The sequence below is a fragment of the Brachybacterium sp. UNK5269 genome, from assembly GCF_049266655.1.
GTDB lineage: Bacteria > Actinomycetota > Actinomycetes > Actinomycetales > Dermabacteraceae > Brachybacterium.
In genome coordinates this window covers 62236-85545 of the sequence record NZ_CP184886.1, presented here as the reverse complement: position 1 = coordinate 85545, position 23310 = coordinate 62236, and the positions used below count along the sequence as shown (strand labels likewise).

The 23310-nt window shown below is 68.6% G+C and carries 22 protein-coding genes; 11 read left to right on the top strand and 11 right to left on the bottom strand.

The genetic code is table 11. From position 1 onward, the window contains the following. Positions 1–113: 113 nt before the first annotated feature. Genes ACOJUI_RS17860 through ACOJUI_RS17845 form a run of 4 tightly spaced genes read left to right on the top strand, consistent with a single transcriptional unit; the run spans position 114 to position 5238 of the window. Positions 114–2090, top strand: coding sequence for a glycoside hydrolase family 127 protein (locus ACOJUI_RS17860; RefSeq protein ID WP_422117849.1), 1977 nt, complete (start codon positions 114–116; stop codon positions 2088–2090). Further along, on the top strand, positions 2090–3412 hold the full coding sequence (locus tag ACOJUI_RS17855; RefSeq protein WP_422117848.1) for an extracellular solute-binding protein: 1323 nt from the start codon (positions 2090–2092) through the stop codon (positions 3410–3412). The genes ACOJUI_RS17860 and ACOJUI_RS17855 overlap by 1 nt, the downstream gene beginning before the upstream one ends. Positions 3413–3421: 9 nt before the next feature. Continuing rightward, positions 3422–4384, top strand: coding sequence for a carbohydrate ABC transporter permease (locus ACOJUI_RS17850; protein WP_422117847.1), 963 nt, complete (start codon positions 3422–3424; stop codon positions 4382–4384). 50 nt (positions 4385–4434) lie between these two features. After that, positions 4435–5238 (top strand): carbohydrate ABC transporter permease, encoded by an 804-nt coding sequence (locus ACOJUI_RS17845; RefSeq protein WP_422117846.1) that lies wholly within the window; start codon positions 4435–4437, stop codon positions 5236–5238. Positions 5239–5889: 651 nt separating this feature from the next. Here the strand turns inward: ACOJUI_RS17845 and ACOJUI_RS17840 are convergent. The 11 genes from ACOJUI_RS17840 to ACOJUI_RS17790 all read right to left on the bottom strand — a co-directional run bounded on the left by ACOJUI_RS17840 (position 5890) and on the right by ACOJUI_RS17790 (position 15725). Beyond that, entirely contained in the window at positions 5890–6132 is a 243-nt protein-coding gene (locus ACOJUI_RS17840; protein WP_422117845.1) for a hypothetical protein, read from the bottom strand. Further along, positions 6132–6710: an AAA family ATPase gene (locus ACOJUI_RS17835; RefSeq protein ID WP_422117844.1), complete on the bottom strand. Its 579-nt coding sequence runs from the start codon at positions 6708–6710 to the stop codon at positions 6132–6134. Before ACOJUI_RS17835 ends, ACOJUI_RS17840 begins: the two co-directional genes overlap by 1 nt. A gap of 1249 nt (positions 6711–7959) precedes the next feature. Then, positions 7960–9915, bottom strand: coding sequence for a hypothetical protein (locus tag ACOJUI_RS17830; protein ID WP_422117843.1), 1956 nt, complete (start codon positions 9913–9915; stop codon positions 7960–7962). Positions 9916–10082: 167 nt separating this feature from the next. Further along, the gene (locus tag ACOJUI_RS17825) at positions 10083–10316 is read right to left on the bottom strand and encodes a hypothetical protein (RefSeq protein ID WP_422117842.1); all 234 of its coding nucleotides are present in this window, start codon (positions 10314–10316) and stop codon (positions 10083–10085) included. A gap of 83 nt (positions 10317–10399) precedes the next feature. Next, positions 10400–11164: a MinD/ParA family ATP-binding protein gene (locus tag ACOJUI_RS17820; protein ID WP_422117841.1), complete on the bottom strand. Its 765-nt coding sequence runs from the start codon at positions 11162–11164 to the stop codon at positions 10400–10402. An 11-nt stretch (positions 11165–11175) separates the two neighbouring features. Beyond that, positions 11176–11955 (bottom strand): hypothetical protein, encoded by a 780-nt coding sequence (locus ACOJUI_RS17815; protein ID WP_422117840.1) that lies wholly within the window; start codon positions 11953–11955, stop codon positions 11176–11178. A gap of 2 nt (positions 11956–11957) precedes the next feature. Continuing rightward, entirely contained in the window at positions 11958–13121 is a 1164-nt protein-coding gene (locus ACOJUI_RS17810) for a C40 family peptidase (protein WP_422117839.1), read from the bottom strand. Beyond that, the gene (locus ACOJUI_RS17805) at positions 13118–13660 is read right to left on the bottom strand and encodes a hypothetical protein (RefSeq protein WP_422117838.1); all 543 of its coding nucleotides are present in this window, start codon (positions 13658–13660) and stop codon (positions 13118–13120) included. Before ACOJUI_RS17805 ends, ACOJUI_RS17810 begins: the two co-directional genes overlap by 4 nt. Beyond that, positions 13657–15120 (bottom strand): hypothetical protein, encoded by a 1464-nt coding sequence (locus ACOJUI_RS17800; protein WP_422117837.1) that lies wholly within the window; start codon positions 15118–15120, stop codon positions 13657–13659. Before ACOJUI_RS17800 ends, ACOJUI_RS17805 begins: the two co-directional genes overlap by 4 nt. A gap of 15 nt (positions 15121–15135) precedes the next feature. Then, positions 15136–15333 (bottom strand): helix-turn-helix domain-containing protein, encoded by a 198-nt coding sequence (locus tag ACOJUI_RS17795; protein WP_422117836.1) that lies wholly within the window; start codon positions 15331–15333, stop codon positions 15136–15138. Positions 15334–15488: 155 nt separating this feature from the next. Continuing rightward, positions 15489–15725 carry a helix-turn-helix domain-containing protein gene (locus tag ACOJUI_RS17790; protein WP_422117835.1) on the bottom strand — a complete coding sequence of 79 codons (237 nt, stop codon included), beginning with the start codon at positions 15723–15725 and terminating at the stop codon, positions 15489–15491. 135 nt (positions 15726–15860) lie between these two features. On the opposite strand from ACOJUI_RS17790, the gene ACOJUI_RS17785 reads away from it, so the two are divergent. The 7 genes from ACOJUI_RS17785 to ACOJUI_RS17755 all read left to right on the top strand — a co-directional run bounded on the left by ACOJUI_RS17785 (position 15861) and on the right by ACOJUI_RS17755 (position 23306). Next, on the top strand, positions 15861–16502 hold the full coding sequence (locus tag ACOJUI_RS17785; RefSeq protein WP_422117834.1) for a DUF6668 family protein: 642 nt from the start codon (positions 15861–15863) through the stop codon (positions 16500–16502). Next, positions 16502–16783 carry a hypothetical protein gene (locus ACOJUI_RS17780; protein ID WP_422117833.1) on the top strand — a complete coding sequence of 94 codons (282 nt, stop codon included), beginning with the start codon at positions 16502–16504 and terminating at the stop codon, positions 16781–16783. Before ACOJUI_RS17785 ends, ACOJUI_RS17780 begins: the two co-directional genes overlap by 1 nt. Positions 16784–16998: 215 nt before the next feature. Next, positions 16999–17490 (top strand): hypothetical protein, encoded by a 492-nt coding sequence (locus ACOJUI_RS17775; protein ID WP_422117832.1) that lies wholly within the window; start codon positions 16999–17001, stop codon positions 17488–17490. Further along, positions 17487–19133: a hypothetical protein gene (locus ACOJUI_RS17770; RefSeq protein ID WP_422117831.1), complete on the top strand. Its 1647-nt coding sequence runs from the start codon at positions 17487–17489 to the stop codon at positions 19131–19133. The genes ACOJUI_RS17775 and ACOJUI_RS17770 overlap by 4 nt, the downstream gene beginning before the upstream one ends. Next, positions 19130–20641: an SCO6880 family protein gene (locus tag ACOJUI_RS17765; RefSeq protein WP_422117830.1), complete on the top strand. Its 1512-nt coding sequence runs from the start codon at positions 19130–19132 to the stop codon at positions 20639–20641. Before ACOJUI_RS17770 ends, ACOJUI_RS17765 begins: the two co-directional genes overlap by 4 nt. Positions 20642–20727: 86 nt before the next feature. Then, the gene (locus ACOJUI_RS17760; protein WP_422117829.1) at positions 20728–21597 is read left to right on the top strand and encodes an SCO6880 family protein; all 870 of its coding nucleotides are present in this window, start codon (positions 20728–20730) and stop codon (positions 21595–21597) included. Beyond that, positions 21597–23306 (top strand): hypothetical protein, encoded by a 1710-nt coding sequence (locus ACOJUI_RS17755; protein WP_422117828.1) that lies wholly within the window; start codon positions 21597–21599, stop codon positions 23304–23306. Before ACOJUI_RS17760 ends, ACOJUI_RS17755 begins: the two co-directional genes overlap by 1 nt. Positions 23307–23310 lie beyond the last annotated feature (4 nt).

Sequence of the window (23310 nt, the reverse complement as noted above, 5' to 3'; positions counted from 1 at the left end):
GAGGGCCTCCTGGCGTCTCCCGGGACTTCGGCCCGAAGGGGTTGTCGCGCAAGAGTAACCATGCCATGATCAGAACAGCACCTTAGTTTCCGCATTTTCCGCAACGACGCCGCATGCGAGGTTTCTCTGTGACTGCCCCTGTGACTACTGCCCCCCTCTCGCTCGCCTCCCCCGCCATCCCTACAGCTAGCGCTCATACCGCGTTGCGCCCGCTGAGTGCTGGAGACGCGCAAATCACCGGCGGCTTCTGGCATACGCGCCAGCTCCGCAACCGCCGTGCCGGACTGCGATCCGGGTACGACCAGTTGGAAGCCTCCGGCACTTTCCGCAATTTCCGCGTTGTGGGTGGGGCCGAACGGGGCGAGGCGTCCGGGATGATCTTCCAGGACTCCGACGTGTACAAGTGGCTCGAGGCCGTCGCGTTCGAGCTCGGTCGGGAGGACGATGCCGAGCTCCGCAGCATGGCGCGAGAGGTGAGCGCGATGATCGCCTCCGCTCAGCAGGAGGATGGCTACCTCAACAGCGTTCACACCCTGCTCCACACGCCCGAGGAGCGCTATACGAAGCTGGCGTGGAATCACGAGCTCTACTGCTACGGCCACCTGATCCAGGCTGCAGTCGCGCTGTCCCGCAATGCCGGCGAGGACCAGCTGCTCGAGGTGGCGTTGCGGATCGTCGAGCATCTTCGGAGCATCTTTGGGCCCGATGGTCGCCATACGACCGATGGTCATCCGGTGATCGAGATGGCGTTGGTGGAGCTGTACCGCTTGACCGAGCGCCCGGAGATCAAGGATCTCGCCCGGTTCTTCCTGGACGTCCGCGGGGGCGCTGAGAAGTTCCCGGGGGCCTCTCCGGGGCCGGGTTACTTCTCTGCCGACGTTCCGGTGCGCGAGACCCATTCCGTGGAGGGCCATGCCGTGCGCGCCTTGTACCTTTTCGCCGGCGCCACGGACCAGGCGATGGAGGACGGCGACGCGGAGCTGCTGGCCCGCACCGAGGCCGTGTTCGCCGATCTGATGGCCACGAAGACCTACGTGACCGGCGGCATGGGAGCTCGCTGGGATTGGGAGGCGTTCGGGGACCCCTACGAGATGACCACCGACCGCGGCTACGCCGAGACTTGTGCCGCGATCGGCGCGATCCAGTGGGCGTGGCGCCTGCTGCTGGCGACCGGGCACGGCAAGTACGCCGACGCGATCGAGCGGCTCCTGTTCAATGCCTTTCTTGCCGGGGTCTCCCTGCAGGGCACCGAGTATTTCTACGTCAACTCCCTGCAGCTGCGCGAGGGCGCCAAGGCCGACCAGGGCCGATCGATCGCCCACGGACGTCGCGAGTGGTTCGAGTGTGCCTGCTGCCCGCCGAACATCATGCGTACGTTCGCGAGCCTCGACCACCTCGCCGCCACCGCAACGTCCGACGGCCTGCAGGTCCATCAGTTCGCGACGGGCACCTGGTCCACCGGGGACGGTCCGGAGCGCCTGAGTGTCTCCGTCCTCACCGAATATCCGTTCGACGGCCTCGTGCGCCTGACGATCGAGGCGGCGCCCTCTGCTGCCCGACGTCTCTCGGTGCGGATCCCCGAGTGGTCGCGCGAGACGGCTCAGCTGACTCTCGGCGGCTCGGACGTTCCGGTCGAGGTCGACGATGGCTATGCCGTGATCGAGACGACGTTCCAGGTCGGCGACGTCATCGAGTTGCGACTCGATCTCTCGCCGCGCTTCGTGGGGGCACATCACCGCCTTGATGCCTCCCGTGGCAGTGTCGCTCTCGAGCGGGGACCGCTGGTCTACGCGATCGAGAACGAGGACCAGGATGCCGCGGTGTCCGTCGATGACGCGGCCGTGGATCCGACGATTGCTCCGGTTGCCGGAGCGCCGATCGCTGCGCTGGACGGCGCGATCCCGCTGACGGTATCGGGCAGCGCGGTCGCCGTCTCCCCGGCAGCAGCCACATGGCCGTACCCCGTCTACGGCACCTCGGACGCCACCGTGGCGCAGACGCCAGCCACCTGGACGGCGATCCCGTACTACGCCTGGGGCAACCGCACTGTGGCCCCAATGCGCGTGTGGCTCCCGCTCGAGGTCGACTGATGCTGAGTCGACGCGCTCTCCTGCAGGGAGGTCTCGCGCTCGGTCTCGGGGGCGCGGGGATCACTGCCCTGGCTGGCTGTGCGGGAACCCTGCCGCCCACCGACACCGCCGCCGAGGGATTCGGAGAGGTAGCGACGGGGACTGTGACCGTCTGGTGCCGTTCGGCGACGCAGGCAGCGATCCAGGCGACTGCCGCCTCGTTCAACGAGCTGCACGAGGACCTCGAAGTGGTGGTCCTCCCCATCCCGGACGCGCAGTACGTCACCAAGTTGGCGACCTCGATCCGTGGCGGCTCGGTGCCGGATCTCGTTGATTTCGACCTGATCAACTGCCCGCTGTTCTACGTGCGCGAGGCCTTCGCGGACATCACCGAGCTGGTGGAGGCGCTGCCGTACCGGGACGCGCTCTCCGCCGGCCACGTTGGGCTCGTCACGCATGAGGAGCGGATCTACGGCGTCCCGTTCATTGGTGACTACTCGACGCTGTTTGCGAACACCGAGCTGCTGGGTGCCGCCGGTTTCGAGCTGTCCGAGGTGGCCGGGAGCCTCGAGTCTCTGATGTCGACGTGCCAGACCATCAAGTCCTCTCTGCCCGACGTTTTCCCCTGGACCTTCCCTGGTAACGCGTCAGGGGCGATGGGCTTCACGATCCAGCCGATGATCTGGGCGGCTGATACCGATCTGATCACCGGGGAGCTCGGTAGCCAGTCGGGCAACATCGTCGGAAATGACGTGGTCGAAGCGGTCCTGGAGTTCCATCGGCAGCTGTGGGTGGACGAGCTCGTCCCCCCGCGCTCGTTCGTCGAGGACGGAGCGCAGTGGGGTCATGACTACCGGTCCGGCGAGGTGGTCTTCTTCCCCGGCGCGTATGGCTCCGCAGTCGCATCGGCCGACGAAGCCTTCCGACCGCTCTCGCAGAACGTGCTCCTGCCGGGTCCAGAGGGTGGGAACGCTACCTTCTCCGGAGGGGACAACATGTGCATCCTGAACGGTGCTCCTAACGCCTCCGGGGCCTGGAAGTTCATGAAGTACGCCCTGGAGCTCGATGTCCAGCGCTCACTGCCGGACAGCGGATACATGCCCATTCGCTCGGACAGCGCCGATGCCGAGTTCACCCAGAAGTACGAGCAGGCCGCGGTTCCCGTCACGCAGCTCGACGAGGGATATGTGCCCTCCACTCTTGCCTACAACCTGCTTTACAACCAGTCGTCTAGCCCGTGGCTGGCCATGATCCGTCGCGCCGTCTTCGACGGCGATGTCCCCGGCGCGATGGCCGAGGCCCAGTCCGAGTACGACCGGATTCTCACGCAGACACAGCTCTAGGAGCCCGTCATGACCGCACTCGATGCCGAGGCGCGACTGCAACCTGCCGGAGTTCAATCCCCCACGGGGTTGGCTCAGGCGCGTCGTTCCCGGCCACCACGTTCCCTCACTCACCGTCCGAGCACCGGCGTGCTGTTGGTGGCGCCCGCCGTCGCACTCGTCGCGTTCTTCGCTCTCATCCCGCTTGTTTTCGCCGCCTACATCTCCCTCACGAACTGGCCACTCATCGGTGAGTACCGGTTTGTGGGCCTGGAGAACTACCGGCAGGCAGTGAACGACCCGGGCATGTGGAAGGCGCTGCGGTACACGCTGATCTACACCGCAATCGTCACCGGTCCGATCCTCGTGCTCGGCTATGGCCTGGCGGTGCTGGTCCGCGCCAACCGCCCCGGCTCGACGCTCCTGCGCACGATCTTCTTCATCCCCTTCGTCGTCGGCCTCACCACGTTGAGCTACATGCTGGTGCTCGAGGCCCAGCCCAACTCCGGTGCCCTAAATCGGATTCTCGCGGCCCTCGGGATCACCGACGGGAGCACCGCCTGGTTGCTCGACGGCACCACGGGAACGATCCTTCTGTCGCTGCTGGTGATCTGGGCGGTGCCGGGTTTGACGATGATCCTGCTGACCTCGGCCATGCAGGGGATCCCCGCTGAGGTCTACGAGGCTGCAGATATCGACGGGGCGACCTGGCTGCGCCGCGAACTGTCAATAACGATCCCGATCATCCGTCCCGCGATCGGGATGTCGTTGATCATTTCCGTGATCGGCTCATTCCTGGCCTTCAACCAGTTTTTCATTCTCACCAAGGGCGGTCCGGGAACCGACACGATGACCATCGTCGGCTACATCTACAACCGGGCGTTTGTGGAGCTGCAGCTCGGTTCTGCAACCGCGATTTCCCTGATCCTCGTTGTCTTCACCGCGGCGATCACCTTGGCCCAGTTCGTTTTGCTGCGAGGGAGTGACAACTGATGAGCCGTTCTCCGTCTCCTACCCGAGACCGCCGATTAGTCCCCTACGCGATGCTGGGCACGCTCTTCGCGCTCATCTTCACCATCCCGCTGCTGTGGTCGATCCTCCGCGCGTTCCAGCCGCACGAGGTCATCCTGGGCACCCCGAGCATCGGCGAGATGTTCGACTTGACGTGGGAGAACTTCTCCTTCTTCCTCTCGTCCGACGGGACGATGCTGCGGCCCGTGGTTAACAGCATCATCGTCTCGCTCTCCACGGCAGCCTTGACGGCGCTGGTGGCGACACTCGCCGGCTATGGCTTCTCGAAATTCCTATTCCGGGGGTCACGGATCGCCTTCAGCCTCATTTTGCTGTCGATGATGGTGCCATTCCAGGCGATCCTCACTCCCCTATACCTGCTGATGAACTCCGTCGGTCTGACGGACTCCCTCATCGGACTGATTCTCTTCTACACAAACTTCGCCCTTCCGTTCGGGATCTTCCTCATGAAGAACACCTTTGACACGGTTCCCCAGGCCTTGGAAGATTCTGCGATCATTGACGGCGCCGGCACCGTCCGGATGCTGGTCAACGTTCTGCGGCCAATGATTCTGCCTGGCATCGCGAGCTCCGCGCTCTACGCCTTCCTCACCTCGTGGACTGAGTTCTTAGGTGCGCTGACGTTCCTGACCACGGAGCGGTACTTCACTCTTCCCATCGCCCTGCTGAACATCCAGGTCGGGACGTACGGCGAGGTGAACTTTGGCCAGCTGGTCGCTGGTTCCGTGATCGCGATGATCCCGTGCGTGGTCCTCTACGTTTGTCTCCAGCGGTTCTACGTGCAGGGACTAGCGGCAGGTGCGGTCAAGGGGTAACCGACCAGGAAGCCCCCCATCTTGAGTCACCGCGCCCGAGCTCCCGCCGGGTAGGAAGCAGTCGGCCAGAGAGGGGTCTCGGTCCGCTCGCGCAGTTCCGATGCCGTACTTTCGCCCGGCACGCCCTTCATGGCGTGCCGGGCGTTGCACGTCCCTCGATCCAGGCGGGCTGAGCGAAAGAAAGAGGCCTGGGCTGGCGAGAAGTCGCGACATGCTGGTAGAGGCCCCTTCAAGCCCACGCGGAGCGCGGACAGCATGCTGGGAGCAGATCAAAGCTGCGGCTTAGGGGGCTCCTCGCGGCGCCGGCGGCACGTTTGGCCGCTCCTTCTTCACAGCCCTCGTCCCCCCCCGGCCGATGCCGAGATCCGGTGTAGCCGTTGCCGCCCCGTGGCGAGCGTTGACCGGTGGGCCCCGATGGCGCGCCCGCCGTTGCTTGCACCCGCCTGGGCAATCGACGGCTCATGCGCAGCGTGGCTACGGCTGTTAGCGCCTCCGGGAAAGGCGTCATGGCCCGGACAGCGCAGTTCTGGATGTCAGCATCCGCAGCGCAGCTGCATGCCCCATGGGGCATGCAGCCATGGGGACATGCGGACATGCGGACATGCGGACATGCAGGCTTCAGGCTTGGGCTGCGGAGCTCCCATCGCGCCTCTAGTCGTCGGCGCGTCGAGAATTCATTGCCTCCACGATGGCGCTGCGCACGAGGTCCTGGACGGTGATGTCGTGAGCGGCAACGTACTGGCGGATCTCACGGTGCAGAGACTCCGGGATGCGGGCCGTGAGCTGACGTGTCGGCTCCGCCGGCTCAGCGGCAGGCGTCATCGTCTCGGCCATGCTGCGCGGTCGCTCACTGCGGCGGGCGAAGCGGCTGGTGGGGTCTGGCTTGGTAACCATCAAAGAATCTCCAGGAGTTCACGAACGTAGGCGTCGTAGTTGTACATGCGGTCCCGTGGCACTTCCCCCAGCGCGTTGCGGACGGCCTTGCGGTAGGGGATGTCGGCGTCGAAGAGGCCGGCGCCTTCGGCGAGGAGTGCCGCGCGGGCGTCGCGGAGGTCGTTGGCGCGGCGGTCGACCAGCGTGAAGAGCACGTAGGCGGGGATCATGGCGCTGGCAACTTCGAGCGTTTCCCAGACTCGGGCGATGTCGACCGGGCTCGGCGAGGTGGGAATGACGGCGATATCGGCGACTCGCAGTGCGAGGTCGATGGTCGAGGTGTCCCCCGGCGGGGTGTCGATCACGGTGTGGTCCGTGGTCGCGGTGAGGCGCTTGAGCGTGTTGCGGTTAGCGACGTCGACGGGGAACGGCAGCGGGTTGCCGTCCTCGAGGCACCGTTCGGCCCAGTCGGTCGCCGATCCCTGAGGGTCGGCGTCGAGGACACGCACTGAGCCGTGCTGTGCCAGACAGGCCGCGGTATAGATCGCGGTGGTCGTCTTCCCGACGCCGCCCTTCGTGTTGGTGATGGCGATGATCATGGACACAAGCTATCCGCATGCGGACATGTCCGCAACGAAGCATGCGGCACGTCCCCCATGCGGACATGGGGACATGCCTGCGTCGCAGCCTGGTGAGCGCGGCGCCTGGCGCTTGCCTTCAGTCCAGCGAGATGAGCCGGACGCGATGACGTGGAGACCTTCTGCTGTGGACGTGCGGACCTGTGGGTAGTTCCCCTGTCCGTCTCCCCTCGCTTGCGCCTCGTGGCCGCTGCTGTGGACCGCCTTGCGGACATGCGGGTATGCGGGCATGTCCGCATGGCAGATCGCGGGCATGCCGGCGCATCCTGGAGTGCGAGCCGCGAAGTGCGCCCGGCGCTGTCCCTTCCGCGCTGCGGGGATGAGCCCGACGTGCTGGCGTAGTGGTCTCGGGTACGGGAGACGGGGATATGGGGGCATGTGGTCATGGGGACATGTCCGCTTCCCTGCGCGCAAGTCTCGCGGCCGAAGCCGTGGACCGCCTTGCCTACGAGCGGACATGTCCGCATGTCCAATTGCGGGTATGCGGTCATGCGGACGTGTCCGCAGCGGGAAGGCGAGAAGTGGGGTCCGGCGGTGTCTGGCGAGGCCCTTGGGGCGCGGAGGAGCGTGCCGACGCTCTCGGTCGCGAATCTTCGGTCATGCGGCCATGCGGACATGCGGACATGCAGGCACGTCCCCATGTCCGCATTGTGCAGGTCCGAGGGGGCGGGGGAGAGGCATGGGGTACTGGGGATACTCCGTCTTCTGCTCAGGGTGATCCGCGGAGACTGGGCTGGTGGATTTGTTTCTGCGACACGTTGTCGCGACCGAAGGGCACGACAAACAGTGACAGGGGCGGCGATGATGATCGTGGCGGCGGCTGTAACTGACAGTACGAGGAGGGCGGCGTGGCGCCGAGGGCGACCCCGGGGCTCGAGGTTCCCAGCGTGGACAAGGCGGGCCGCTGCTGCAAGCGCCCGGTTATGGCTAACCGCGCGGCGGTCACGAGGTCGGTGCAGCGACCCGCCCGAGACGGCGGGTCCACAGATTGCGAGCCACGAGAGCCGTCGGGGCACGGAGGCGGTGAGAGTCACGGCCCAGACCGTCGGGGACGGCACTCTTTGGCCTAGTAAAGGGTCGTGGGGGAAGGCCTTGTCTGGGCGCCGTGCCGTGCTGTCTTTCGTTGGCTGGATGTGGCGGGTGCGCGCTGGTACTGCGTACCGCATCGGTGCGGGCATGGGGGGCATGGCCCCATGCCCGCATGGGGTGTCTAGGCCGCGTGTGCTGGGCGTTCGCTGTTGAAGCGTGCGGGAGAGCGCCCGCTGGCTGTGCGGTTCTCGAGCAGTAGCGCACGGGCTTTTCGGTAGTCGGCGCGGCCGTCAGCGCGTCGTGGGTGGGCGCCATAGCTGGTGGTCTCGTCGCTGGGGATTAGGGCGAGTTGCCCGTGGCCGGCGCGTCGATGTGCAGGGGCGCGCCGGGGTGCGCACATCCATGTCTGCTCCGCGAGCCACCACGTCCAGAGCTCTCGTTCGAGAGCGTAGGTGCGTGCGCGTTGGGCGAGCCGGCCGTTGGTGCCGTAGCGGGTCGCCGCAGGGGTGCGCCGATCTCGTCGAGAGCGTCGGTAGCCGTGCACGTCGACCAGGAGGATGCCGTCGTCCACAAGCCGGTGGAGTGTACGCACCGTTCTGTCCAGAGAGCCTCCTGTGAGCTGGGCGAGAGCGTGTGCGCTTTGAGGGGCGAGGGTGCTGCGGGCGTAGACGTTGCCTGCGTGGTGGCCGAGAGCTCCGGGGGTGAAGGCGTCGTGGGCGGCGTCTGCTGTGCGAGCGGTGAGCTGGGCTAGCAGCGTGGTGCGTTGGGCGGGGCCGGTGCGGTCCAGGGGGGCGCGTGTGTCCACTTGTGACCGGCCTTCGGGTGGGGTGTTGTGGATGGCGGTGGCCGGGCCAATGGTCCAGCGGGCGGCGCGGGTGCCTTCGGCGGGGGAGTGCTGGGTGATCCAGCCGTCTGCGGCGAGGCGTAGGAGGCCTGTGCGGGCTGTTTCGCGGCCGATGCCGGCCAGGAGTCCGAGGCGGCGGATGTCGGCCTCGACGGAGGCGGTGAGGCCCTGGAGAGCGAGGACGCACAGGACGTCGAGGACTCTGCGGTCGGTGGGGCCGGCGGCGGTAGTCCAGCGGCCGGCGGAGGCGTCGGCGCGCTGCTGGATCTGGCGGACGTGAGCGGCGATGGCGGCGGCGCGAGGGGCGAAGGTGGGGTCGTCCTCGCTGTCGCGGCGCGGGTTTGCGGCGACCCACTGGACAGCGCGGTTCCAGTGGTGGGCCAGCCTCTCGGCGGCCTGCGCGGGAGTGCGGGGCACGCGGGTGCCGCGTGAGCGCTCGGTCAGGATGTGGGCCATGCCGGGGCGGTCAACGAGGCCGGCGACGTCTTCGTAGCGCCATCTCGAGGCGGCGGCGCCGATGAGGATGCGCCATAGGACGGCGGAGGCGTCGCCCATGGCGGCGTCTTCCTCGAGCGCGGCGGCGCTGGCGCGGGGGAGGGGCCGGCGCGGGCCGGGGAGGTAGCGATGCTGGTGCTTGTCCACGGGCAGGGGCCGGCGCGCGGTGGGCACGTGCACGGGCTCGGTGTCTTCGACGAGCTGCGCAACGTGCTCGGCGGCGGCGCGGACCTGCGCGGGGGTGCCGGTGGGGGCGGTGAGCGCGCCGACGCTGCCGGTGATGACCTCGGAGGCGCCGCCGGCGCGGTGGGGAGTCCCGGGTGGGCGCACGCAGCCGGTGGCGGGGTTGGTCAGGGGGGCAAGGTCGAGGGTGGGGCACAGGTGCCGCAGGAGGCGGGCGAGCGTGGCCACGGTCTCGGCGTCGACGCTCTCGGCCAGGCCGACCCAGACGTGGCGGCCACCGGTCGGGCCGGAAGCGCACACCACAGGCGTAAGGCCGGCGCGCGTAAGGATGCCGGCGGTGACCTCGGCGTCCCGCGCGGCAGCGTCGGTGGCGCCGGGGGTCTTGGCGTCATGGTCGAAGCAGAGCAGTCGGAAGCGCTGATCGGTGCCGGCGAGGTACATCGCCCACGGGGTCTGCGGGGGAGTGGGTCCGACGGGACGGATGCTCGCGTACTGGTTCAGCACCTCGCCGTAAGCGTCAGTGCTGGCCACGCGCACGGTGCGGCGCGGGCTGATGGTCTGCGTGAGCAGCCACGGGTCGGGCTGCTGGGGGGTCGTCGGCGTGCAAGAAGACACGCCGGGCTCACCGTACTTGCCTACGGTGAAGCGACCCCCGTATCCTGGGGGCAACAACTTGCTGGACCTCCTTTCGGTTCGCCCCGGGGATCACCTAGTTGGCGCTAGGCCCCCAAGACTTCTTCTCACCCCCGTACCTGTTGGCGCAGGACGGGGGTGAAGTCTGTTTATGCGGTCTTTCTTGCCTCGTCGAGCTCGAAGCGGGGCTGTGCGGCCCCCGCTTCAAGCTCCTCGAGACCAAGGTCCGCGAGGTGGGCTTCGAAGATGCGCGCGACGGTCGGACCCTTCGACTCGCCCGTCAGCTCGCAGTAGCGCTCGAGCAGGGCTACGGCTGCATCGTTGATGGGGGAGTTGACGTAGGTCCGCGGTCCCTTGGACGGCCGGCCCGTGCGCTTCTTCATGAAAGTCACCCTAGCGGCATGTTTCCTGAAAGGACTCGTCGTTTCGAGGCGTGTCGTGTTCGAACTTGCCTGGTTTGGCGTGGTCATGGTCTGGCGGTCTTCCTGGTGAGGGTGGCGAGGCCTTCCGCGATCGCGGCGGCGGCCTCCTGGTAGGCGGCCCGGGTGGCGGGCTGGAGGGTGTCGAAGTCGATCTCGTCGCCGCTGTCGAGGCTGGGGTCGAAGGGGATGGGGATGATGGCGCGGACGCGGCTTCGGAACCGTTCCGCGACGGCTCCGGCGTCGCCGCTGCGGGTAGCGGAGTCGTGCAGCAGGACGACGGCGTTCTTGACCAGGTCAGCGCGTCCCAGGCTGATGAAGTTGTCCATCATGACTTCGGCGGCGTAGGCGCCGTCGGCGCCAGCGGAGACGGGGATGACGAGCTGGTCGGTGGCGACGAGCGCGGCTTTGAAGTGGGAGACGCGGTGGTTGTTGCCGGTGTCGATGAGGACGAGGGCGTGGAAGCGGCCGAGGATCTCGTGGACGGTGCGGAACCCGTCGCCGTCGACGAGGTCTTGGCGGTCGCGGGACTCGTCGGAGGCGATGACGCCGAACTGGTTGTCGCCCTGGCCTCGGGTGTAGCGCATGATCGTGGAGCGGCGGGAGCCCTCGACGGTCCCGAACTCAGCGGCAGCCTCCTCGAGGAGGTCGACGACGCTGCGGGAATGCCGGTCTTTCTGGGCGCGGAACCCCAGGGTTCCTCGCGTCTCGTTGGCGTCCCAGGCGATGACGTCGCCCCCGCGGATCCGCCCGAAGGTGGCCCCGACGCAGTACGTGTCCGTGGTCTTGCCGACGCCTCCCTTCTCGTTCATGAAGCTCACCGTCATGGAGTCCTCGAAGTTGGTCTGGATGAGCGCGCGCTGCTGCCGCTCGCGTTCAGCCTGCTCGCGCTCTCGGGCGGCGCGGCGTCCCGCGTGGACGGCCTCTGTGCGGGCGCGCTCCTGGTCGGCGAGACGTTCCTGTTCCTCGCGGGCGAGGTCCTGGCGGAGCGCCTCGCGGCGCTGCTCGAGTTCGTCCTCGGGGGGGCGAGCTTGAGGCCCATGCCGTTGAGGGTGCCGCGGAAGCCCTGCTCGGCGGGCCGCTGCGCGATCTCCGTCCAGCGGGGGTCGGACTCCACGGGATCCGGCTGCGGGGCCGGCGCCGGGGCTGTGAGAACCGAGGCGGGGTCCTGGCTGAGCTGCGGCGTCGCGGGCGCGGCCGCTGTGGCGTCGACGTCGGTGGTCGTCATCGCTGGGGCGGTGGTGGGCTGGGCGCGGATGACCTGCCGGGGGCGGGTGGCGTCCAGATCGGGGGAGGGCTGCGCGCCGGGGACCTCGGTGACGATCGGGGCGGCGTCCTGTGCCCGGGCCGGGCCGCTGGCGTCCGGGGACGCGGGCCGGTCGGTGACGTTCCCGTCGGGCTGGACGGTGAGGTAGAAGGTGCCGGAGGGGTCCTGGGCGGTGATGGTGGCGGGCCGACCGGTCCGGCGGGCGTGGGCCATGGCGTGTTGCATGGCCTCGTGGCGGGTGAGGTCGATGTTCGCTCCGGCAACCGGCGTGGGGGTGTCCTCGATGGTGACGGTGCCGGTGGCGTCCGGCGCGATGCTGATCGTGATGTCGGGCATGGCTAGTTCCCCTCTGTGGTGGTGCTGTCGTTGGTCAGGACGCGGCGGATACCGACGAAAGCGTGGGAGTCGAAGCGGGTGGGGGAGATCTTGACTTTCATCGCGCCCCGGGAGGCTTCGATGACTTGGCCATCTCCGATGTACATCGTTACGTGGCTGATCGCGCCCGGGCTGCCCGCGGTGCCGGTGCGTCCCCAGGACTCGAAGATCAGGTCGCCGGGCTGGATGTCGGCCACGCTGACGTCGTGGCCGGCGAGGTAGTCGTACTGCTGCTGGGAGGTGCGGGGGAGGCCGGTGACGCCGGCTCCGGCGAGGGCGTACATGATGAAGCCGGAGCAGTCGATCCCATAGGGGCTGGGGCCGTTCTCGTCGCCTCCGCCGAAGTCGTAGGGCGTGCCAAGCAGTGTGCGGCCGCGCTCGATGGCGGCAGCGGCGTCCCCGCTGGCGGTGATCTCGGTGCAGGCGCTGGGGTCGATGTTGACGGTGACGCCGGACAGGGCGCTCATCAGCCGTTGAGCGTCGTCGACGTGGCCCTGGTAGGCGTCGGGGTAGGCGGAGCGCTGCACGGCCTGGGCGGCCTCGCCGGGGGTCATGGTCTCCCAGCCGTCGATGTCGATCAGGCCGGGGAGGTGTCCGTAGCCGGGGCCTCCACCGGCCGAGCCGTAGTCGGTGGGGCTGTCGGCGGTGACGCCGGTGAAGAAGGCGGTCGCGGCGTAGACGGGGTCGGTGACTTGGGTGAGGGAGCCGTACCAGCCGTCCAGCTGGCGCTGCTGGAAGGGCCCGGCGTCGCCGTCCCCGTTGGGCAGGGAGATGCTGGGGTGCGCGCCGAGGGTGGACTCCTGGATCGCGGTGATGATCCCGATGATCTGCGCGTGGGCGCCCAGTCCGTTCTGCTCGGCGACCGTCATGATGGTCGCGGCGAGGGTGACCTGCTGGGGGCTGTAGCCGGGGACGAGGGGCATGGTCCCGGTGGTGGAGACGGTGAGGGCCTGGCCGCCGTTGGGGCCCAGGCAGGTGGATGCTGAGGCGCTGGACTCGTCCTCGAGGGCGAGAAGCAGGACCAGGCCGACGGGTGCCATCACCACGCCGACCACGAGGGCGAGGATGAGGGCCAGGACGAGGCCCTTGCTGCCGCCGGCGGGAGCCTCGGTGAGGGGCGCGCTCACGTCGCTGCTCCTTCCGTGGCCTCGGTCGTGAGGTGGCTGGTCAGCCACTGGCCGGTGGTCGTCTTGACGACGGTGACCTCGTAGCTGGTGTAGTCCGTGGTCACGCGCACGACGGCGCTGCCGGCATTGGCGCGGATGATCTCCGGATCGCCGGTGATCTCCGTGTCGCGGATGCGGTATCCCCAGACGGTCGAGGTGCTGTCCTGCCCGCTGGGGGTGAGGGTGGCGTTGAGCTTGTCCCTCCACTCCCGCTCCTCGAGCGTGCTGCCCTGGACCCAGACCCCCATGGTCAACGAGGCGGCGTCGATCGCCGCAGCCTCATCCTCGGGCGAAGCATCCTCGGGGACTGGCCCACCCGGGGCTGCCGGATCGGAGGTCTCGTACTCGTCGGGTTTGGTCCGCACGCCGCCGAACTCGGTGGGCTCCGCGCTGGTGGGCTTCGCGCTGGTGGGCGCGGGCTCGGGTGCGGGCTCGGGGGGCCTCGTGCAGCCGGCGGCGGTGAGGGCCGCGAGAACGAGGAGCGTGCGTCGGGTGGTCATCCGGTGGCCTCCACGGTGTACGCGGTGGGGGTGTCGAGCTTGTCCGCGATGATCACGGCGTGCTCGGCCTCGATGACGGAGGGCGCGCTCGTCTCGGCGGGCAGGGCCGTGGTGGTGCCGGTGCGGGCGCGGATGAGGACCGGCCCGTCCGTGCCGTCGGCGTAGATGCCGCGGCTGGTCACGGAGGTGATGGTGGTGTCCTCGACGGCGGAGAGCGAGTCGGTGGTGGCCACGAGCCCGTCCATGGCCCAGGCGTCGCGGCCGGGGCTGCAGCGCAGCTCCTCGGGTCCGGGCATGGGCCCGGTCCTGGTGGCGGGGGCGGTGAGGATCGCGTTGGAGGCGTCGGTGGCGTAGAGCGCCCACTGGCTGTCCTCGGGCCCGTCTTGCCTGACCAGGAGCCGGTCGGCGCCGAGTAGGAACCCCCCGGCGAGGGTGTGCTCCTTGCTCGGGAGGAGTAGCTCGATGGGCTTCTCGGTGGTGGTCTCGCCGGGGGTGAGCAGTGCCCAGTCGCGCTGGCCGAGCAGGACGGCGTGGCCGTCAGGGGTGGCGCTGATGAGCTGATAGCCGACGGGGATGTCGAACTCGACCGCGTCGGGGCCGTCGAAGAGGAACCCGGATTGGGTGGGGAGTGCGATGGCTGGCGCGGGGCCGCTGACGTACAGGGTCGCTTCGCGCGAGGGCAGGTCCAGGCTGGTGGCGGCGGTGGTGGGGCCCTGGTCGAGGGGCCACAGCTTGAGGGATCCGGCGTTGTCGAGCGCGAGGAGGAAGGGCCGTCCGTCGATCTGGACCTCGTGCACGGTCAGGGCGCTGCTGTTGCCGGTCCCGGTCCAGGTGACGGCGCCGGTGGCGGGGTCGTGGACGCGCAGGTTGCTGCTGTCCGGGGCGATGGTGAGGGTGCGGCCGTCGCTGAGTGCGGTCACGGGGGTGTTCGCGGCGATCGGCACGCTCCACAGGGCCGTGCTGGCGTAGCCCTCGGGCACCGCGACGGGGACGAGATCGCCGTTGCCGGGCGGTGGGGGAGCGACGGTGGGCGCGGGTTCGTCGCGGGAGCGGAGGATCAGCGCGGTCGTGAGTCCGCCGCCACCGAGGAGCGTGGCGCCGGCGATGGCGCCGGCTGCCAGGAGTGCCCGCCGGGAGGGGCCCTTCTTGCTGTCCTGCTCGGGGAAGTCGGTGATGGTCTCGAGCTCGATGATGTCCCCGTCGCCGGTGACGCCCATGGGCCATGTCTGGTCGGTGGCTTCGTCGCGGGCGATCACTCGGATGGTGGGCTGATCGCCTCCGCGGTCGCGGGCGTGCTCCGCGCAGGCAGTCAGAGCGGTGATGCGGGGATCCGCGCCCTCGGGGACGGTGATGGGGGTGCCATCGAGGGTGATGGTGCCGTCGCTGTGCCAGGTCAGGCGTAGAGCGGGGAACCGGGGAACGGCGGTGGCGGGGATGTCCGTGCGGATGTCACCAGGCATAGACCCCCCTGACGGTCAGTCCGTCTCGGTGTCCTCGGCAGCATCGATGTCCTCGAGGTCGGAGGGCGTGAGCAGATAGGTCCGCAGGTCGTCGCGGGCTACTCGCCACTGCCTCCCCAGCTTCACTGCGCGCAGTGACTGGGTGTCGATCAACCGTCGCACCGTCGGCTTGGAGGTCGCGAGGAGATCTGCAACCTGTGCGAGATTCAGCATCCGTGGCTGGTCCTCGAGCATCGCGTCCACCGCACCGTCCGACATAGGCGCCGAGAAGCGCCTGCTGTCGGGAGCTGGCTGGCGTGATGAGAGCACCTGTCCATCGTAGGGCGCATCGGTACGCAGGACTGTTCACAAACATCAATGACCAGCGATCAGTGCCCATTTGTGCCACCCCCGGCGTTGGAGACCCGCTCGAGGTACTCCACCAGATCGACGCGGAAGATGCGCCACTCATGGCGAATCTTGACGCCGTGCAGCTCCCCTTCCGCAAGGAGCTGACGCACCACATGCGGAGAGATACCCACAGCATCAGCAACACCCCGAACGCTCAGAGACACCGGGGCATCACCTAGAAGCGCATCGAACCGGGACGGGACGGGAGCTGCCATGCCGGGAGCCTAACCGCATGCACCTTCTACGCACAACTAGTAACGTAAAGCTGGTTTAGTAACGCTTCCTCAGGTACGGTGATCCCGATGCAGGTACTAGCCTGCACGTGATGGCCGACACATGGAGGGCGTCTCGTGACGGAACTGCCACGTAACCCGTTCCTGCCTCCGCCTGTGGAGGTAACTCCAGCTGAGGTCGTGGAGTCGGACGTGGTTCTGGGGGATCAGATAGAGGTCACTGGCCCGTCCTCGCCTGTGCATCCGCCTCGGAGTGGGGCGGTCACTCCATCCGCGCTGGTACGCGAGTATCCGGTGAGCGTGGCGGCGGGGTCTGTGGCTCTGGTGGGGCTGCACGGTGGCGCTGGTGTGAGCACCCTGGCCAGCCTGATCGGTCGGGGTGTCGTTGATGCCGGCACAGAGATTCCAGCGGCGAACCCGTACCTTCCGGCTCGTCCTCGGGTGCTGCTGGTGGCGCGGTCGCATTCGCGGGGACTCGCAGCCGCTGAGGAGGTCACGACGGCGTGGTCTCATCGCGAGCTGCCGGACCTGGATGTGCTCGGCCTCATCGTCGTGGACGACGGGCCGAAGCTGTCGCCGGCGACGCGTCAGTCAGTGTCTCGACTGCTGCGGATGACTCCCCACGGGTGGCATATCCCCTGGGTTGAGGCGTGGAGGACGTCTTCCACGCCGTCTCTCTCCGGTGTGCGAATGCCGCGCATCGTCAAATCCATCCGGCGTGCAGTGGGTGCACCGGACCCCTCGAAAGGAAACGCGTAATGGTCGACTCTCTGCTAGCGCTCCACTCGTCCGGACTCCTGGCGGTCCCGCAACCGACGCCGGAAGCCCCGCCTGGATCGGAGGGATTCCTGACGCTCCTGAACTGGGTGTTCTGGATCGTGCTGCTCGCTGCGGTGGGCGGCTTCTTGATTCAGATCGGCATGTTGATCTACAACGCGATTCGGGGCAACGCCATCCAGGGGTTCGTGGGGATCCTGATCTGCATCGTGGCCGCGATCCTGGCGGGGTCGGCAGTGGCGATCCTCAACATGTTCGTCTGATCTATCCAGACCGTCCGAGAGGAGCAGATCATGATCCGCACGAGAACTCGGCTTTTCAGCGTCCTGGCCGTCGGGGCCCTGGCCCTGGCGGGCTGCACGGGGGCGGCGACGAGCCTTCACCTTCCCCATCAGCGGGGTCGGCGCCGTCGGATGGAGGCGGGACGTCTTACGCGACGGAGGGGCCGGGGGAGGCTCCGACGGAATCGGAAGAGTGCGTGGCTGACGACTCGGATCAGGAGGTGCCGGTCGAGGCACCCCGGGCCGATGCCTGGCCAGAAGTGAACGGGATCGGCGTGCCGGTGTCTGACACCTACGGTCCCATCAACCGCGAGGGTGATGTGTGGACGTGCTTCTCGCACAGCCCGACCGGCGCGCTATTCGCAGCTGCCTACATCCAGGCGGGGCTCAGCACCGCGGCCGTTCGAGCGGAGTACATAGCGGACGACCCGGACCTCGAGGAGGGCGATGGCGCTCCGTCTACCGGGACGTCACTGCGGGGCTACAAGTTCACGGCGTACGACGAATCCACAGCGAGCCTCGAGCTAGTCGTCGAAACCTCGAGCAACGGCGAATCCGCCCTTGTAGCGATGCCGACGACCCTCTACTGGGCCGATGGGTGGACCTCCACCCAAGAGGCTTTCACTTCTGCCGAGCCCAGGCAGATCACCGGGCTGTCGGGCTATACGCAGTGGAGCATCGGCTCGTGAACGAAGAGTGCGCCGACCTCGGCCTGACTGCCGGGCTGGGAGAACGTGCTGGCTGCGCCATCTCCGACAGCGCGCAGGACATTTTAGAGACGATCTTCAACATGGTGGTTATGGCGGCGTCGTGGGCGGTGTCGTGGACGGGGGAGGCGTGGCTATCGTTTCCGGAGCCGACGATCGGGACGGCGGACGGCACACCGTCGCAGAACATCGCTGAGCTGTGGTCGCTGGGATCGTTCTACATCGTGGGGATCGCGGTCCTTACGTTCATGCTGGCGGTAATCCGTCTGCTGATGAATCCCTCGATGCAGTCGGGGGCTGCGCTGGCGCGGGGGATCGTCGCGATCATCGCCGTGCAGGCCTTCGGGATCGGTGGGACTGCTCTGTTGCTTGACGCGGGCAACCAGTACTCGGTGTGGGTGGTGGAGAGAGCGTCGGGCAAGGACTTCGAGACCGCGCTCGCTGACTTCTCTGACCTCGGAGGCACAACCAGCAGGTTTGCGGCGGTTGGGGCCGTAAGCCAGTTCGCGAACATGGTTCTGTTCGCGGCGCTGGGTTTCGCGGTGTTGCTGCTGGCGGCAGCAGCGCAGGTAGCTCTGCTGATTGTGCGCTCTGCACTGCTCGTGGTGCTGATGGCGTTCCTGCCCTTCCTGGCAGCAGCCGCCTTCACCGACGGTGGTTACAAGGGTCTCGGTAAGGCGATCGGGTGGATCACCGCTCTGGTCCTGTACAAGCCGGTAGCCGGCACGATCTACGCGGTCGGGATCCTCACCCTGAAAAATGCCGCGGAGGATGCTGAGGCGACGGAGCAGATGATGAATCTGCTGATCGGTGTCGTGATCGTCGGGGCTGCCGCTCTTGCTCTCCCTGCCTTGGTCAAGTTCGTCGCGCCTCAAGCAGCGGCCGGCGCGTCGATGGCCTTCAGCGGCGGCGCGGTCGCAGCGGGAGCAGTGGGCACCGGCGCTGCGGTGGTCGCGATGGGAGCGACCGCTGGTGCGGCGGCGCCGGCGGCGGCCGGTGCAGCACCCACGGCCGCTGCAACGACGGGTGCGACCACGACGACTGCCACCGAGGGCGGAGCCACGACGTCAGCCTCTGGGGGGCCTCAAGCTCCGGGCCAGGACAGCGCGCCGGATGGGTCGGCAGGTGCTGCTCCGACCGGTGCCTCGGCGCCCGAGGGATCGGCAGGTGGTGAGGTGTCTGGTTCTCCACGCGGTAGCGAAGGCACGGGGGATGCACAGGCTGAGGGCGCTCCGAGTGGCCACGAGGGCGGTGGCAGCACCGTTGTGCCCGCTGGACAGGGCGGATCTCGCGAGGGCGGAGGGTCGTCGGGGTCCAGCGGCGTGGCGGACCCCTCCGGTGGCGATCGCGCGTCGGCCAATGCCTCGGCCCCGACCGCGTCGGGTGCTGATTCGAGCAACGGCGGTGACACCGCGTCGACGACCCGGCCCCCGGCGGACAGTCCTTCCGAGTCTGGCGCCGGCCCTGATGGAGCGGAGCAGGCTAGCGCCCCGGTCGCGACCGCGTCGGGCGCGGCTCCGAAGGGCGCGGGACCGGACACCGCGCGGGCCGTCCGGGATGTCGCAAGCGGGGTTTATGCGGGGGCTCAGCAGGTCGACTTCAACGAGGGTCAGGAGCAGGGATGAGTGACCTCAAGCAGGAGCCGGCGCAGCGGACCTATGGGGGGTTCACGCCCGTGGGTCGGAGGGGTCTGTTCGGCCTGTCCCTGTGGGCGCTGTTCGGTGTGCTGCTGGCATTGCTCCCGGTGCTGGTGCTGTGGATGGTCGCGGGCGTGAAGTGGGGTCTGCTGGCCAGCGGGGTGCTGGTGGCGCTGGTGATCCCGCTGGTGGTCCCGAAGCGGGATGGGCGCGGACTCTATGAGCGCTGGGCGGGGCGTCTCGCGGATGTGTTCGGGGCGGCTGCGGGCAACCGGGACCTGGTCAACGGTCCGGGTGGGAACGCCCCGGATGGCTCGTTCCGCCTTCCGGGCCTGGCCACTGATTCCAGCCTCTCGACCCACGTGGATGTGTACGGCCACGAGTTCGCGCTGATCTCCTACCCGAGGGTGCGTCACCACGTCGTGGTCTTCGAGTGCTATCCGACGGGGAACTCGCTGGTGGACCAGCAGGCGATCGACAGGGCGGTCGCGCACTGGGGCGCGTGGCTGGCCCACCTGGGCACCGAGCAGCGGATCGTGGCGGCGTCGGTGACGGTGGAGACCGCGACCGACACGGGCCTGCGGCTGCGCCGCGCGGTGACGTCGAGGCTGTCGCCCATCGCGCCGCGCTTCGCGCAAGCGGTGGTCGGCTCGATCCTGGAGACCTTCAACGCGGCCGCCCCCGCGATCAACACGAAGATCGCGGTGACGTTGTCGGGGCGGGCCTCCTCCCGGGACGACGAGGGCGTGGACCAGGACGAGATCGTTGCTGAGCTGTCGACCATCGTGCCCACGCTGCGGGACGGGCTGCGCGTGACGGGCGCGGGCGCGACGGTCCGGTCCTGCACCGCCAGTGACCTGGTGGACTACGTGCGGGTCGCCTACGACCCGGCCTCCGGCCCCGATGTTGAGCAGCTGCGCGGGATGGGGCAGGGCACCGGGCTGCGGTGGGACGAGGCGGGACCGGCCGTGGCGTACACCCACCGCGACTACTACCTGCATGACGGGGTGGTCTCCACGTCGTGGACGATGGCCAGCGGTCCGCGATCGATCATCTACGACAGCGCCTTGTCGAACCTGATGCGGCCGGAGGCGCGGGTGCTGCGCAAGCGCGTGACCGTCCTGTACCGGCCGGAGCCGGCGGAGCGGACCACCGCGATCGTCGATCAGATGGAGAACAACTCGATCTTCGCGGCGTCGATGGGACGGAACCGGGCACGGCACGGCATCGCCCAGGCCCACGCGAAGCAGATGGCCAGCGAGGAAGCCCGCGGCGCGGGCCTGGTCCGGCAGGGACTGGTGGTCACGTGCACCGTGCCCTCGGCCGATGATCTGCGGATCGCCCGGCAGGTGGTGACCACCCAGGCCGCCTCGACGCGGATGAAGATCCGCGCTGCCGCCGGGTCCCAGGACGCCGCGTTCCTGGCGTCGCTGCCGCTCGGCATCTCCCTGCCTCATCACTCCCCGATTCCCGTCGAGATGAAGGACGCGCTGTGAGGACGAAGAGGCTGGCCGAGACCATCGCGAAGCGGACTCTGCGTGGGATGGAGCTGCTGAGCCAGAGAGATGCGTACGGGGTGGAGATGGGGCTGCTGGCCGCCGGGCAGCGGTACACGCTGCTGGTCTCGATCCGGGACCCGGGAGGGGCGGCGTCGACCACCCGCTTCACGGCCCGGCTGGAGGCGTGGTCGCAGTGGGTGCAGGGCTTGGGCCTGGATGACCGAGTGACAGGGGCGTCCCTGAGCGTGCAGACGTGGGAGAGCGGCGCCGCGAATGCGGTGGCCGGGCTGTCGTTCACCGCGCGGCCACGGCCCGGCGTGGATCGCAAGCCGCTGCGGCGGGCGGAGATGGTGGAGGAGATCTCCACGCACCTCGCGCGGGTGCTGGATGGGCTCCGAGCGGCCTCGGAGGGTCTGGACGTGCGGGTCTGCACGGCGCAGGACATCGTGGACCTGGTGCGCGTCGCCTTCGATAGCAGCATCGCCCGCGACGTGGAAACCGCCCGTGCAGGCGGGGGCACTGGACTCGTTTGGGCGGATGCTCCGCCGCGGCCCGAGGCGACGGCGGCGTCGTTCTACAGCCACGACCGCGTCGTCTCCACGTCCTGGACGATGGCGGCGAGGGCCGATGAAGCCCTGCCCCCGCTGGACTTCGACACCGCCCTGGTGCCGACGCCGGGCGTGGTGTGCAAGCGGGCGACGCTGATCCATCGCATCGCCCCCACGCTCGAGGCGAAGCTCGCCCCGTTCGGCCTCGTCGTCACCGCGGATGTGCGCGGGACCGAGACGGTGCCGCTGGCTCAGCAGCTACCGGCACGCCAAGCGCTGCGCACCAGGCTGCGTCTACGCGCGGCGACCTCCGCGCAGGACACCACGTTCCTGGCGGGCCTGCCCCTGGATCTGGCGACACCCCACCTGGTGATGGTGCCGCGTGAACTGAAGGAGACCGCCTGATGGGTGATACCCGCAAGAACCTGCTCTCCCGCCTTCCGGGCCAGGCGAGCCCCGCCAGCGCCGACTCACCGACCAGTCCCGCCCCGTCGGGACTGGTGGTCAGCGACGTCGAGGCGAGGATGCTGGCCACGGCGGGCTCGGAGGCCCGCTTCGGGCATCAGCGCCGGGCGTGGCTGGAGAAGATGCGCCGGCGGCTGCGGCCGGGGGCGCGGGGCTGGATGGCTCCCCACGCGGGCCGCGTCGCCCGCGTGGAGCCGAGCATCGAGATGCGGGCGACGACGACGCAGGCCTGCGGGTACTGGCCGTTCACGGCCGGTGCCCCGTTGCCGACGATCGGCGTCCCGCTGGGGCGGCATCTGCTGTCGGGCGCGACAGTGTGCGCGGACCCCATGTGCTACTTCCTCGCCGGCCTGGTCAACTTCCCCTCGATGTTCGTCCTCGGGCGTCCGGGTCTGGGGAAATCGACCCTCATCCGACGGATCGTGACGGTCCTGTCCGCGTGGGGCTTCACGCCGATGATCCTGGGGGATCTGAAGCCCGACTACGTCGACCTCATCGAGGCGCTGGACGGTGTCGTCATCCGTATCGGCCGCGGCATGGACCGGATCAACCCGCTGGACTGGGGCCCGTTGTGGGACCAGATCCAGCAGCTGCCCGAGAAGAAGCGCCGCATCACCCTCGAGGAGCTGCGCGGGCGCCGGCTCTCGCTGATCACGGGCCTGGCCGCGCAGGGCGCGAACCGGGAGCTGCGGGCCGTGGAGAAGAACATCCTCGCGCGGGCGCTGCGGATCACCGACACCCAGGTCGAGGGCCGGATGGCCGTGATCAGCGATCTGCTCGCGGTGATCGACTCCGCCCCGGACGAGCTGCGCCGGATCGCGCAGACCGGGACGGACGAGACCAAGTACATCGAGCGGGTCCAGGAGCTCGTCGATGCCCTGCGCATGTTCGAAGCCGGCGGACCGTTCGGCGACCTCTTCGACGGGCAGACCACCGCGCCGATCCAGCTGGATGTGCCCCTGTGCTTCGACCTGTCGTCACTGGAGAGTGATGAGGCCGGCGGGACGGGCCTCGAGGCGGCCGTGCAGCTGGTGTGCTGGTCCGCGGGCTCCTCGGCGGTCTCGGCCGCGAAGCACCTCGCGGAGGCGGGGCTGGCCCCGCAGCGGCACTACTTCCTGGTCATGGATGAGCTGTGGCGCATCCTGCGCGCCGGGGCGTTCATGATCGACTTCATCGATGCCCTGACGCGGCTGAACCGGCAGCGCGGGCTGGGTCAGGCCATGGCCACGCACACCATGGACGACCTCGACATGGGCGAGGAGAAGCTCACCAAGCGCGCCTGGGGCTTCGTGTCCCGCTCAGCCCTGGTCTACCTCGGCGGGCTGGCCACCGGCGAGATGGGCAACCTCGCCACCGTCTTCGAGCTGTCCCAAAAGGAGACCTCGCTGATCACGGACTGGGCCTCCGATGCCGAGGTCGACCCGGTGACCGAGAAGACCGCCGCCCCGCCCGGGCGCGGGAAGTTCCTGCTCAAGATCGGGAAGCGCCCCGGGACCCCGTTCGCGGTCGACCTGACGGACGTGGAGCGCGACGTGAACGACACCAACCGGGCCTGGGCGGATGTCACCGCCCGCCTGGAGGAGCAGGCAGCGTCGCTGCAATGGACCCCCGCCGAGGAAGTCCACCAACTTGCCGACACCAGCGCCTGATCGA

What these genes read in the sequence shown, in the direction of transcription:
- ACOJUI_RS17845 (WP_422117846.1), top strand. Translation starts at nt 4,435, where the DNA reads ATGCTGGGCACGCTCTTCGCGCTCATCTTCACCATCCCGCTGCTGTGG.
- ACOJUI_RS17780 (WP_422117833.1), top strand. Translation starts at nt 16,502, where the DNA reads ATGGTCGACTCTCTGCTAGCGCTCCACTCGTCCGGACTCCTGGCGGTC.
- ACOJUI_RS17835 (WP_422117844.1), bottom strand. Translation starts at nt 6,710, where the DNA reads ATGATCATCGCCATCACCAACACGAAGGGCGGCGTCGGGAAGACGACC.
- ACOJUI_RS17755 (WP_422117828.1), top strand. Translation starts at nt 21,597, where the DNA reads ATGGGTGATACCCGCAAGAACCTGCTCTCCCGCCTTCCGGGCCAGGCG.
- ACOJUI_RS17795 (WP_422117836.1), bottom strand. Translation starts at nt 15,333, where the DNA reads ATGCTGAATCTCGCACAGGTTGCAGATCTCCTCGCGACCTCCAAGCCG.
- ACOJUI_RS17850 (WP_422117847.1), top strand. Translation starts at nt 3,422, where the DNA reads ATGACCGCACTCGATGCCGAGGCGCGACTGCAACCTGCCGGAGTTCAA.
- ACOJUI_RS17800 (WP_422117837.1), bottom strand. Translation starts at nt 15,120, where the DNA reads ATGCCTGGTGACATCCGCACGGACATCCCCGCCACCGCCGTTCCCCGG.
- ACOJUI_RS17820 (WP_422117841.1), bottom strand. Translation starts at nt 11,164, where the DNA reads ATGAACGAGAAGGGAGGCGTCGGCAAGACCACGGACACGTACTGCGTC.
- ACOJUI_RS17855 (WP_422117848.1), top strand. Translation starts at nt 2,090, where the DNA reads ATGCTGAGTCGACGCGCTCTCCTGCAGGGAGGTCTCGCGCTCGGTCTC.
- ACOJUI_RS17760 (WP_422117829.1), top strand. Translation starts at nt 20,728, where the DNA reads ATGGGGCTGCTGGCCGCCGGGCAGCGGTACACGCTGCTGGTCTCGATC.
- ACOJUI_RS17815 (WP_422117840.1), bottom strand. Translation starts at nt 11,955, where the DNA reads ATGCCCGACATCACGATCAGCATCGCGCCGGACGCCACCGGCACCGTC.
- ACOJUI_RS17840 (WP_422117845.1), bottom strand. Translation starts at nt 6,132, where the DNA reads ATGGTTACCAAGCCAGACCCCACCAGCCGCTTCGCCCGCCGCAGTGAG.
- ACOJUI_RS17860 (WP_422117849.1), top strand. Translation starts at nt 114, where the DNA reads ATGCGAGGTTTCTCTGTGACTGCCCCTGTGACTACTGCCCCCCTCTCG.
- ACOJUI_RS17765 (WP_422117830.1), top strand. Translation starts at nt 19,130, where the DNA reads ATGAGTGACCTCAAGCAGGAGCCGGCGCAGCGGACCTATGGGGGGTTC.
- ACOJUI_RS17790 (WP_422117835.1), bottom strand. Translation starts at nt 15,725, where the DNA reads ATGGCAGCTCCCGTCCCGTCCCGGTTCGATGCGCTTCTAGGTGATGCC.
- ACOJUI_RS17825 (WP_422117842.1), bottom strand. Translation starts at nt 10,316, where the DNA reads ATGAAGAAGCGCACGGGCCGGCCGTCCAAGGGACCGCGGACCTACGTC.
- ACOJUI_RS17805 (WP_422117838.1), bottom strand. Translation starts at nt 13,660, where the DNA reads ATGACCACCCGACGCACGCTCCTCGTTCTCGCGGCCCTCACCGCCGCC.